General features: G+C 59.2%; 13 protein-coding genes and 1 riboswitch. Of the genes, 3 read left to right on the top strand and 10 right to left on the bottom strand.

Annotated elements, in window-relative coordinates:
- Positions 1 to 89 precede the first annotated feature (89 nt).
- Positions 90 to 334: riboswitch (cobalamin riboswitch) on the bottom strand.
- 72 nt (positions 335 to 406) lie between these two features.
- The 7 genes from AC0J6G_RS06875 to ttcA all read right to left on the bottom strand — a co-directional run bounded on the left by AC0J6G_RS06875 (position 407) and on the right by ttcA (position 5,218).
- Complete coding sequence (locus AC0J6G_RS06875) at positions 407 to 727, bottom strand: hypothetical protein (protein WP_475252507.1); 321 nt, start codon at positions 725 to 727, stop codon at positions 407 to 409.
- A 6-nt stretch (positions 728 to 733) separates the two neighbouring features.
- Positions 734 to 1,396: an O-methyltransferase gene (locus AC0J6G_RS06870; RefSeq protein WP_475252505.1), complete on the bottom strand. Its 663-nt coding sequence runs from the start codon at positions 1,394 to 1,396 to the stop codon at positions 734 to 736.
- A gap of 27 nt (positions 1,397 to 1,423) precedes the next feature.
- On the bottom strand, positions 1,424 to 1,945 hold the full coding sequence (locus tag AC0J6G_RS06865) for a C40 family peptidase (RefSeq protein ID WP_475252503.1): 522 nt from the start codon (positions 1,943 to 1,945) through the stop codon (positions 1,424 to 1,426).
- A gap of 159 nt (positions 1,946 to 2,104) precedes the next feature.
- The gene (locus AC0J6G_RS06860; protein ID WP_475252501.1) at positions 2,105 to 2,719 is read right to left on the bottom strand and encodes a C40 family peptidase; all 615 of its coding nucleotides are present in this window, start codon (positions 2,717 to 2,719) and stop codon (positions 2,105 to 2,107) included.
- Between the two features lie 76 nt (positions 2,720 to 2,795).
- Positions 2,796 to 3,554 carry an NAD-dependent deacylase gene (locus tag AC0J6G_RS06855; RefSeq protein ID WP_475252499.1) on the bottom strand — a complete coding sequence of 253 codons (759 nt, stop codon included), beginning with the start codon at positions 3,552 to 3,554 and terminating at the stop codon, positions 2,796 to 2,798.
- 137 nt (positions 3,555 to 3,691) lie between these two features.
- Entirely contained in the window at positions 3,692 to 4,363 is a 672-nt protein-coding gene (locus AC0J6G_RS06850; protein WP_475252497.1) for a DNA-3-methyladenine glycosylase I, read from the bottom strand.
- Between the two features lie 30 nt (positions 4,364 to 4,393).
- Complete coding sequence (ttcA, locus tag AC0J6G_RS06845) at positions 4,394 to 5,218, bottom strand: tRNA 2-thiocytidine(32) synthetase TtcA (RefSeq protein ID WP_475252495.1); 825 nt, start codon at positions 5,216 to 5,218, stop codon at positions 4,394 to 4,396.
- A 97-nt stretch (positions 5,219 to 5,315) separates the two neighbouring features.
- Between ttcA and AC0J6G_RS06840 the strand changes: the two genes are divergently transcribed.
- The 3 genes from AC0J6G_RS06840 to AC0J6G_RS06830 all read left to right on the top strand — a co-directional run bounded on the left by AC0J6G_RS06840 (position 5,316) and on the right by AC0J6G_RS06830 (position 7,285).
- Positions 5,316 to 5,918: a DNA-J related domain-containing protein gene (locus tag AC0J6G_RS06840; RefSeq protein ID WP_475252493.1), complete on the top strand. Its 603-nt coding sequence runs from the start codon at positions 5,316 to 5,318 to the stop codon at positions 5,916 to 5,918.
- Positions 5,919 to 6,076: 158 nt separating this feature from the next.
- Positions 6,077 to 6,676, top strand: coding sequence for a Yip1 family protein (locus AC0J6G_RS06835; protein WP_475252491.1), 600 nt, complete (start codon positions 6,077 to 6,079; stop codon positions 6,674 to 6,676).
- A gap of 114 nt (positions 6,677 to 6,790) precedes the next feature.
- Positions 6,791 to 7,285: a SprT family zinc-dependent metalloprotease gene (locus tag AC0J6G_RS06830; RefSeq protein ID WP_475252489.1), complete on the top strand. Its 495-nt coding sequence runs from the start codon at positions 6,791 to 6,793 to the stop codon at positions 7,283 to 7,285.
- A 12-nt stretch (positions 7,286 to 7,297) separates the two neighbouring features.
- Here AC0J6G_RS06830 and trhA read toward each other — a convergent pair whose 3' ends face one another.
- The 3 genes from trhA to AC0J6G_RS06815 form a co-directional block, all read right to left on the bottom strand.
- Positions 7,298 to 7,915 (bottom strand): PAQR family membrane homeostasis protein TrhA, encoded by a 618-nt coding sequence (gene trhA / locus AC0J6G_RS06825; RefSeq protein WP_475252487.1) that lies wholly within the window; start codon positions 7,913 to 7,915, stop codon positions 7,298 to 7,300.
- Between the two features lie 105 nt (positions 7,916 to 8,020).
- The gene (locus AC0J6G_RS06820; protein ID WP_475252485.1) at positions 8,021 to 9,202 is read right to left on the bottom strand and encodes a CaiB/BaiF CoA transferase family protein; all 1,182 of its coding nucleotides are present in this window, start codon (positions 9,200 to 9,202) and stop codon (positions 8,021 to 8,023) included.
- 89 nt (positions 9,203 to 9,291) lie between these two features.
- Positions 9,292 to 10,929 (bottom strand): AMP-binding protein, encoded by a 1,638-nt coding sequence (locus AC0J6G_RS06815; RefSeq protein WP_475252483.1) that lies wholly within the window; start codon positions 10,927 to 10,929, stop codon positions 9,292 to 9,294.
- Positions 10,930 to 10,950: the final 21 nt, after the last annotated feature.

The raw sequence follows: 10,950 nt of genomic DNA, 5'->3' as shown, positions 1-10,950 counted from the left end.
CAGGGCGATTGGGCTGAAAAAAGCATGCGGAGGTAGAAAAAGCGCGGGCGCGCGCACGCAAAACCCACGCCAGCCATCGCCCTCCGCGATGCCGTGGACTGCAGCAGGCCGGTCTCCGGGCTTGTGAGCGAACCCTTAGGTCCTCAGAACCTGCCGACAGGGCTCTGAACCGCACCTTCCCATGCTTGAGCACAGTGGCATTTGCGGCGTTTAACTCACTTACCGTTGCGGGGGCAGCGTCGGAATGGCTGGCGTAAAACGCACAGCGCACCGACTTCCCAGTTTCACCCCGCGCACGCACAGCGTCGGGGGCACCTGCTACAAGCCGCGAAGGGTAGAGAGTTCGCGATTAAGCGTCAAACGAATGCGCTGCAGGCAGCCGCCCTTCCGCCCACAACGCGACGCATCAGTGCTTGGGCATAAAGCCCGCTGGCTTACTGGCCAGCCATTCGACAAAGGTACGCAAGCGTTCGTCGCTGAGCAGGCTGTCACGATTGTTATAGGTCAGCGCCAGTTCTTTTTCGCTGAACAACCGGTGGATCTGGTTGTGGCAGGCGCGGCAAACCCAGAGCGTGGCACTGATGCGTTCACTTTTACCGAAGCGTTTCTGCACAAAGACCTTGTTGTGCAGCGCTTTGGGAATCAGGTGATGACGCGTCAGAACCGCCGCGCGGGCGCAAAGCTCACAGGCATCGGGTTGTTCAGGCAGGCGAATCGGTTCGGGCATAAGGGTTCAGCGTTTACGGCACAGGCTCAGGCCATCGCCCAGTGGCAACAGGGACAAGTCAATGCGTGGATCATCACGCAACGCCAGGTTGAGCGCCTGGATCGCACGCGTGTCGGCGCTCTCGGGGCTTGTCTCGAGCACACGACCACTCCACAAGGTGTTATCGAACAGAATCAACCCGCCCTGGCGCACCAAGCGCAGGGCATGCTCAAGGTAGGCCGGGTAATTGGCCTTGTCGGCATCGATAAACAGCAGATCAAGGGTGCCTGCCAGGCCTTCTGCCTCCAGCGCCGCCAGGGTTTCCAGCGCCGGGGCCAAGCGCTGCTCGATACGCGCATTCAACCCCGCCTCGCGCCAGTAACGCTCGGCCGTGGCGTTGTATTCGCCGGGGATGTCACAGCAAATCAGCCGGCCATCTTCACCCATGGCCTGGGCCATGCAAATGGCGCTGTAGCCGGTAAAGGTGCCGACTTCGACAATTCGCTTAGCGCCCATCAGTTGTACTAGCAAGGCCATAAACTGCCCCTGCTCGGGGGCAATTTGCCAACGCGCCGTGCTCAGCTGCGCGGTTTCCTCACGCAGGCGTTTGAGCAGCGGGGTTTCACGCAGGGAGACATCCAGCAGGTACTGGTACAGGGCGCAATCAAGGTTGAGCGTTCGGTTGGTCATGCGGACTCCCTCTACAAACCACGGCTATCAGGGGTTGCTTGCCAACTCCTGAGAGAGCACGCGCTTGGCATTCAGATAAGTGCGCTGCCAATAGGTGTTGCTCATGCTGTCCAGGCGCACGGTGCCGCCGCTGGAAGGCGCATGAACAAAACGACCATCACCGACGTAAATACCGGCATGGCTGACCTGACTGCCGCCGTTGGTGGCAAAAAATACCAAATCGCCACTTTGCAAAGCATCACGCCCGACACCAGGCGCGCGCATGCTAATCAACTCACGGGTGGTACGCGGCAAGCGAATGCCTGCAGCATCGCGATAGACGTAGCCGATAAGGCCGCTGCAATCAAAGCCCGTATCGGGGGTATTACCGCCGTAGCGGTAAGGCGTGCCGACCAAGCCAAGGGCGCGAAACAGCACATCATCAGCGTTGCCGTTAAAGCTGCTGGGAGCTTGGATAACCGGTTGCGGGTAGGGAGCAGGTGCGCGACTGGAACAGGCGCTGAGCAGCGCGACAATTAGCAGCAGGCTGAAACGGGCGGTTGCGGTCATGGACAGGCGATCCTGAGCCGGGATGCGACCTACTCTGCCGGCTTGCACATCGCAGTGCAAGCTTTAGCTTTACCTGGCAGGTTGTTGAAAAATATCAGGATGCACTGATTGAGTGCAGACTACGCAGCGGCCTTAGTGTTTCGACCGCTGCATAGTGCTTCAAGGATGCAGGACTATCTGATCGCTTGGCGCCATAGCGAGGGCGCGTTTGGCTTCGATGAAGGTGCGCTTCCAGTAGCGGTCATCCAGGCTATCGACCCGCACGCCGCCACTGCGACTGCTGGAAGAATGGATGAACTGATCATCCCCCAGGTAGATGCCGGCGTGGCTGACACGGCCGCGACCGGCAGTGCTGAAGAACAATAGGTCACCGGGCTTAAGTTCGTTACGGTCAACCAACGGCGCATCGATATTGATCATGTCGCGGGTCGAGCGCGGCAATTTCATACCCGCTTCTTCCTTAAACAGGTACCCGATAAAACCACTGCAATCGAAACCTGAGCTCACCGAGCCACCGCCAAAACGGTAACGCGTTCCGACCAGAGATAAACCGTGGGAAAGGATGCTGTCTGCCAATTGCGGCAGTTTGTAAGATTTTTCTTCAGTGAAGTCGCCCAGGGCGGCTTCTTTGGCTTGGTCATCAAACACTGCGAGATCAGTCGAAGAAAACACTGCAGGTTGAGTGGTCAATTCCTGCTGCGGCGCATGGTTGGCGCAGGCGGCGAGAGCCAGGGAAAGTGCGATAGGCACGAGGGGTGCGAGGCGTTTGAGCATGGGCACGACCGTGTCGGTGAATTTCACAAGAGCGCGACTATGCCCTCTATGGCATGCATTTGCAAATTCTATGGCCCTAAATGTGACTCACTAGTTCCGGCAAAACATCTAAAGCGCGCCCTTGCAGGTGGACAGCCACCCGAGCGCTCAAGTCAGTGCGCTGCGGGTTGATCTCTACAGTGAACCCACCTTTTTGCCGCGTCTGCTGCAAGGGTTCGACGATATAGGGGAAGCTCGCGCTGGTGCCGATGCTGATTACCACCTCGAAGCCTTTGCGCATTTCAGCGTAAAGCGTATCGATGGCCTGCTCGGGGAGCATTTCCTCGAACAGCACCACGGGCGGGCGCAACACCCCGGCACACTGCCTACATTTGGGTGGCAGCGGCCGCTCAAGATGAGCCGCCAGCTCGCCATCGACAGCACCACACGACTGGCAATACAGCGGCGCCAGCTCACCATGAATCTCGATCACTCGCTCCATCGGGCTGCCAGCCGCGCGGTGGTAGCCGTCGATATTCTGAGTCAGTAGCCAGCACTGCGGCTTTCTGCGCTGTAGCTCAGCAATTGCGTAATGCCCCGCGTTGGCTTGAGCGCCCAAGCAGGCGCGGCCCAGCTCCGCCAGGTATTTCCAGCACAGCGCGGGGTCACGCTGCAGCATCGAACCGGACAGCGCCGCCTCAATTGGCAAACCTTCGGCGGTATGGCCGTTATACAGACCACCAAGGCCGCGATAGGTGGGTAACCCGGAATCGGCAGACAGCCCAGCACCGGTAATCAGCAGGATGCGTTCAGCCTGCTTGATTGCTTGGGCAACACGGACAAGACGCTCGTCCATCTCGAATCCTTATGGGTGAGTGGACGACGCTCTTTTCGTCCAGGGCAACAGCGCCATGGTGGATGAAAAAGCGTCATTCACCCTACTCCACTGCTCGGCGATGCGCTTAATGGTTGCTGCCAGGGCGCTCTCTAGCATCAGTGGTTGACTGTATGCGCCAGCATCACCGAGAGCTGACACAGCGGCCGTCCGCTCTGTTCCTGCCACTGATTGAAGGCCTCCTGAACCGCGGCGCGCTCTTTCAAGCTGGTTGGTACTTTGTCGACAATCTTCTGCGCCTTCAATGCCGCTACCAGATCATCGGAAGGGACAAAGGTGTCTTTGCCGACCATGCGCAAAAAGCGTGGCGCAGACAGACCGCCGAGCTGACTACCGTGTTTGGCCAAGTACTTCCACAGCCCAACAATATCGCTGATGGGCCAATCGGCGATCAGCGCACCAAAGCTCCCCTTCTCCTTCTGCACGTCGAGAATGAACTGGGCATTACGCGGCACACTTTTGAGCTTGCCCAGGTGACGGATGATGCGCGCATCCTGCATCAGGTTTTCCAGGCGTTCGGCGCCCATCAGCACGACTTTCTCCGGATCGAAACCGAAGAACACCTGTTCAAACGCCGGCCACTTGGCATCGACTAAGCTATGCCTGAGCCCCGCACGAAAAATTCGCAGGCTAATAACTGACAGGTAGCGGTCATCAGTGATTTCGCGCAACTCGCTGGCGCTTCGCGGCTGCGGCAGCATTGACTCCAGAGCCGCAACAGAGCCAAAGCGGTTCAGGCAGTATTCATTAAGCCATTTATAATCACGCATCGAACATTCCTTGAGCCGGGAAACGCTGGATCAGAGGTTCATTACATCAACAAAACGCGGGGTCGCACTGTCGTCGATTTTCAGGCTGGTGAAATCGAACAGGTTACGGTCAGCCAGCTGCGACGGCACCACGTTCTGTAACGCGCGAAACATGATTTCAGTTCGCCCCGGCGACTTGCGTTCCCACTCGTGGAGCATTTCCTTGACCACCTGACGCTGCAGGTTTTCCTGGGAACCACAGAGGTTGCACGGGATGATTGGGAATTCCTTGAGCTGGCTATAAGCCTCGATATCGCTCTCGCTGCAATAGGCCAATGGGCGAATCACCACGTTGCGACCGTCGTCGGCGCGCAGCTTGGGCGGCATGGCCTTGAGCGTGCCGCCGTAGAACATATTAAGGAAGAAGGTTTCCAGAATATCGTCGCGGTGGTGCCCCAGGGCCATCTTGGTCGCGCCGATCTCGTCGGCGAAGGTGTACAGCGTGCCGCGGCGCAGGCGCGAGCACAGCGAGCAGGTGGTCTTGCCCTCCGGGATTTTTTCCTTGACCACCGAATAGGTGTCCTTCTCAACGATGTGATACGGCACACCGATGGATTCCAGATAGGCCGGCAACACATGCTCAGGGAAGCCTGGCTGCTTCTGGTCCATGTTCACCGCAACGATCTCGAACTTGATCGGCGCAACCTTTTGCAGGTGCAGCAGCACGTCGAGCATGGTGTAACTGTCTTTGCCGCCAGACAGGCAGACCATAACCTTGTCGCCATCTTCGATCATGTTGAAGTCGGCAACGGCTTCACCGGCCTGGCGACGCAGGCGTTTTTGCAGTTTGTTCTGATTGACCGAGAGGGTACCCATGGTGCACTGGAATCCGGAAGTCATTGAAGGTACGGCATTTTACGCAGAAAGCGTGACGCGCCCTACCCCGTAGTTGGGGAAATGCTAGGCTCGGCCGATGAACGACGATTTAGACCCAAACCTCGACTTGTCCGAACATGTGCTTCAGCTGCTACGCGTAACGCCTGCCGGCCTGGGCGAGTACTCCTTGATTCAGCAACTAAAAGCCAACCGGTGCGTGCACATTCCCAACCTGCCGCTGACCGATCACTTAGTGCTGTTCCGTACCCACTTTCTGCTATTTAACGCGCTCTATCGCTTGCGCGACCGGCTGTGGGCAACGCATAGCGGTCATTTGCACATCAGTGCGCTGCACATTCAGTTGATGCCCTATCAACCAGGCAGTGCGCAGCTAAGCGAGCATGATCCGCTGCGCGACTATTACTTGGACATGAGCCAGCTCAGGGACACCGATGAGCTGGCTGTAACCAAGCTGTTAGGCAGCTTTTGGTCGCGCCTGCAGAGGGGCGAGCAACAGCAAGCCGCCTTGGAACTCTTTGAGCTTAGCGACAGCCCGCACACGCTCACGCCTGCCCTCATCAAACGGCGCTACCGGCAACTGGTCAGCCTGCATCACCCTGATCGCGGCGGCAGCACAGAGCGTTTGCAGTCAATCAACAAGGCGATGGAAATCCTAGAACGTTATTACGGTCGCGCTTGAGAGTCCGATTTGCTCTAACGCCCCCCCTTTGTAGGTTGTAATGGCTGCCTATACTGCGACATACGGTCGCATAGGTTCGGCCTCGCACCTGATGATGCTGGTCATGCAAATCAGGCGCTGAGCTGGGGGGCGACTGCTACAAAAACAGGAGGTCTGGCATGATCCATCACGTTTGGGGACTGTTCACCCACCCTGACCAGGAATGGCAGGAAATCCGTGGCGAAGAAGAAACTATCAGCCACATGTATCTCACCCACGTGCTGATTCTTGCGGCCATTCCCGCAGTATCAGCCTACATCGGCACCACCCAGGTTGGCTGGGCCATTGGTGACCGAACACCGGTTATGCTGACCGAATCCAGCGCACTGCAAATGACCGTTATGACTTACCTGGCCATGCTGGCCGGCGTGGCCGTAATGGGGGCGTTTATCCATTGGATGGCACGCACGTACGATGCCAGCCCGAACCTGACGCAATGCGTGGTGTTTGCTGCTTACACCGCCACACCACTGTTTATCGGCGGCCTAGCGGCGCTCTATCCACATCTTTGGCTGGCCATGATGGTGGGCACGGCAGCCATCTGCTACACGGTTTACCTGCTATATGTCGGTATCCCGAGGTTTATGGGCATACCCGAGGATGAAGGCTTTATGTTCTCCAGCTCGGTGCTTGCAGTGGGCCTGGTGGTGCTGGTGGCGATGATCGCCAGTTCGGTGATTCTCTGGGGCTTTGGGGTCGGCCCGGTCTACACCAGCTAACGCAACACTTGATGACACAAGACGAAACCACCTGCGGGTGGTTTCGTCGTTTCAGGGCTGTGATCGCTGCGCTGCTTGGGCATAATCGCTGCCCCGATCCTGATCACCGCACTTATGTCCGAACACCTTCTAAGCCGCGTAGAACAGTGCTACCAGCAGGCTGAAGCCTTTTTCAAACGCCCCTTTGCCCGCGCCGAGGTGAGTTTCAAGCTGCGTGGACAAAAGGCCGGTGTGGCTCACCTGACGGAAAACAAGCTGCGCTTCAACCCGCAGCTGTACCGGGAAAACCGCGAAGACTTTCTCAAACAGACCGTGCCGCATGAAGTGGCGCACCTAATCGCCCATCAGCTGTTCGGCCTAAAAATCCAGCCCCATGGCGAGGAATGGCAACTGATTATGCGCGGCGTGTATGAGCTACCGCCCAATCGCTGTCACACCTACGCGGTGCAGCGGCGCACGGTCAGCCGCTATATCTACCGTTGCAGCTGCCCACAGGGGGAATTCCCGTTTTCCGCCCAGCGTCATTCCCTCGTCAGCAAAGGCCGGCGCTACTACTGTCGGCGCTGCAAAGTAACCTTGAGCTATACCGGCGAACAGCGGGTCGAATAACCGCTGCTGGAATTACAGGACGTAACGTAACACCGCGACAAAGTGCATCAGACTGCCGCCCATCACGAACAGGTGCCAGATGCCGTGCCAGTGGCGAAAGCGGCTGTCATAGGCGAAGAAGATGATCCCCACGGTGTACAGCACCCCGCCACCGGCCAGCCAGATAAACCCCGCCATGCCCAGGGCAGCGATCAACGGTTTGACCGCAATCAACACAATCCAGCCCATCACGGCGTAGATCACAATCGACAGCACCCGCGCCTCGGAGCGCGGCTTGATCTCCTGCAGCATACCGATCACCGCGAGCGTCCATACGATGCCGAACAACGTCCAGCCCCAGGCACCTTCGAGGGTCACCAGGCAGAAAGGCGTATAGCTACCGGCAATCAGCAGGTAGATCGACAGGTGATCGAGCTTACGCATCAGCACTTTCGCCGGGCCCTGCACGCTGTGGTACAGCGTGGAGATGCTGTAGAGCAGCACCAGAGTCAGGCCATAGATCGCCACGCTGATGATCGTGCGCAGCTCACCGTCCAGGCTCGCCAACACCAAGAGCCACACTGCACCCGCGCAGGCCAGAAGCGCCCCGACCAGATGCGTCCAGGCGTTGAAGCGTTCCCCGTGATACATGTTTACCGTTCCCGAACAGTCAGCCGACTCGAATGCACCAGGCTTATGCCGGAAAATCAGCTATTTGACGAGCATCCTTTTTACCCACGAAGCGAGTGGGCCGAGTTAGGCCACCACCTTGTCGGCCTTGAGCTGGGCGATCTGCTCGACGCTGTAGCCCAACTCTGTCAGTACTTCTGCGGTGTGTGCACCCAGGGTTGCGCCGATATGTCGAGGCTCAGGTAAGCCGCTAGAAAATTTGATCGGGCAGGCAATCTGCGCCTGTGGCGCATTGCCTGCCCGCGGCACTTCGGTGACCAGGCCGCGTGCCTTGATCTGTGGGTGTTCGACCGCCTCGCTGAGGTTGAGCATCGGCTCGACACAGGCATCCAGGCCGGCGAACACCTGGCGCCACTCGGCGAAATCGCGTTTTTCGAACTCGATTTCGATCTCGCGCTTAAGCGCCTGCTGATCTTCGGGCTTCTGCGACAAGCCGCGCGCCGCCAGCTCCGGACGGCCGATGGCGGCGCAGAACTGCTGCATAAACTGCGGCTCCAGGCTGCCGACCGAGAACCAGCGGCCGTCGCGGGTGCGGTAGTAGTCGTAGAAGCTCCCGCCATTCAGCGCCTGGTTTTCCATCTCCGGTTCAACCCCGGCGGCCAGATAGCCCGCGCCGGCCATGCCGTGCAGGCTGAAGGCGCAGTCGGTCATGCTGATATCCACCTGCTGCCCCTGCCCCGTGGCCTGACGCTGGATCACCGCCGCCAGCAGGCCGATCACTCCGTGCAGAGAGCCGCCAGCAATATCCGCCGCCTGAATGCCCAGTGGCAGCGGCCCGGTTTCACGTCGACCGGTGTAGCTGGCAATACCGGCCAACGCCAGGTAGTTGATGTCGTGGCCAGCGCGGTCCTTGTAGGGCCCACTCTGGCCGTAGCCGGTGATCGATACATAAATCAGCTTCGGGTTGATCGCCTTCAGCGCCTCATAACCGACGCCGAGCTTGTCCATTACCCCCGGGCGAAACTGCTCCAGCACGATGTCGTACTCGGCCACCAGCTGCTTGACCATCTCCACCGCTTCGGGCTTTTTCAGGTCCAGAGCGATGCAACGCTTATTGCGGTTGAGGTAGGCGTGGCTGGCCGATACGCCGCCGTCATGCGGTGGCAACACGCGCACCAGATCCATGCGCGAAGGCGACTCGACCCGCAGCACTTCCGCGCCCATGTCGGCTAGCAGCAGCGAGGCAAACGGCCCGGGCAACAGGGTGGAGAAATCCAGGACTTTCAGTGACGACAACGGGCCTTGCATAACAGCTCCTCGGGGAACTCAATCCCGTAGCCCGGATGCAATCCGGGAATATCAACAGGCTCCCGGATTGCATCCGGGCTACTAAGCGCTTACTGCCAATGCAGCGGCTGCTTGGCATCCAGTTCGCTTAGCTGATCGGCAAAGCGAGCTTCCAGTACGTTGCGGCGAATCTTCATGGTCGGGGTCATGCAGCCGTTGTCCACGGTCCAGGCCTCGCGCACCAACACAAAATGGCTAAGCCGCTCGTGGGCCTCAAGCTGAGCATTGAGCTGCGCCAAAGTCTGCACCAGATCGGCCGTCACCCGCTCGCGAGCGTGCTCACGAGCCGCGGGCGACAGTTCGATCAGCGCCAGCGGCTGATCCAAGTTGCTGCCCATCAGGCACACCTGCTCGACCCAGAGGTTCTTGGCAATCTCGCCTTCAATCGGTGCCGGGGCGATGTACTTGCCCTTGCTGGTCTTGAAGATGTCCTTCACCCGCCCGGTGATTTTCAGGTAACCGGCCGCATCCACCTCGCCCTTGTCGCCGGTGTGCAGCCAGCCATCGCTGATGGTTTCGGCGGTTTTCTCCGGGCCCTGGTAGTAGCCCAGCATCAGGCTCGGGCAGCGCAGGAGAATTTCGCCATTCTCGGCGATACGCAATTCATTACCCGGCATCGGCCGGCCCACGGTGCCAAAACGCACCTGCCCCGGCCGGTTGAAACAGCCATAAGCCAGGTGCTCGGTCATACCGTAACCCTCGCAAATGGTGATGCCGATGCTCTGATACCAGTCGAGCAACGCACGCGGAATCGCCGCCGCGCCGCTGACCAGAATGCGCGCACGGTCCAGCCCCAGACCTTTGCGAATTTTGCGCCCCACCAGGCCGCCGATCAGCGGAATGCGCAGTAATCGCGCCAGCTTGGGTTGCGGCAGTTTTTCCAGCACGCCCTGTTGAAAGCGCGTCCACAGCCGTGGCACGGAGAAAAACACGGTTGGCCGCACATGGCGCAGGTCGCTGGCAAAAGTTTCCAGCGATTCAACAAAGGCCACCCGCCCGCCGCTGTAAAGCGCATTCATTTCCACCAGAAAACGCTCGGCGGCATGCGACAGCGGCAGGTAGGAGAAGTACTGATCTTGCTCGGTGATTTGCAACTCCTTCACCGAGCGCCCACCGGCAATGGCAAACGCCTTTCCCGAGAGCATCACGCCCTTGGGCTGCCCGGTGGTGCCGGAGGTGTAGAGGATGCTCAACAGCGCATCGGGCGACTGCGTGTAGCCATCGCGTAACGGCTGATGCACCGCCAACAGGTCATGCCAGTCGTGACAGGCCGAGAGCGTCGGGTACGGCATCGCGATACGGATGATCTCAGCCGGGATGCCTGGCGCCAGCTTGACCGGCTCATCCAGCTTGCCGAGAAAGATCACCTTGCACTGCGAATGGCGCAGCACGTAATCGATGCTTTCCGCCGATTGCAGCGGATACAACGGCACGCTGACCAGCCCGGCGAGCATGATCGCCAAGTCAGCGATGATCCACTCGGCGCAGTTTTTCGCCAGCAACGCCACCCGATCACCCGGCGCGCAGCCTAGCGCCTGCAAAGCCGTGGCCATGCGCCGCGCCTGGTCATCCACCTGGGCCCAGGTGAAGTCATGCCACTGACCGTTTACCGGCTGGCTGAGCCAGACCGCACCGGGGCGTTTTTCAACCCAGATCGCCAGGCGCTCTAGGGGTAGTTGATCATCCATGTGCAGACCTCTTGTTGTTAT

The sequence above is a fragment of the Pseudomonas sp. TS_SC_3 genome (genome assembly GCF_056156225.1).
The sequence above is the reverse complement of the archived record's forward strand: the minus strand, read 5'-3'. Positions and strand labels throughout refer to the sequence as shown.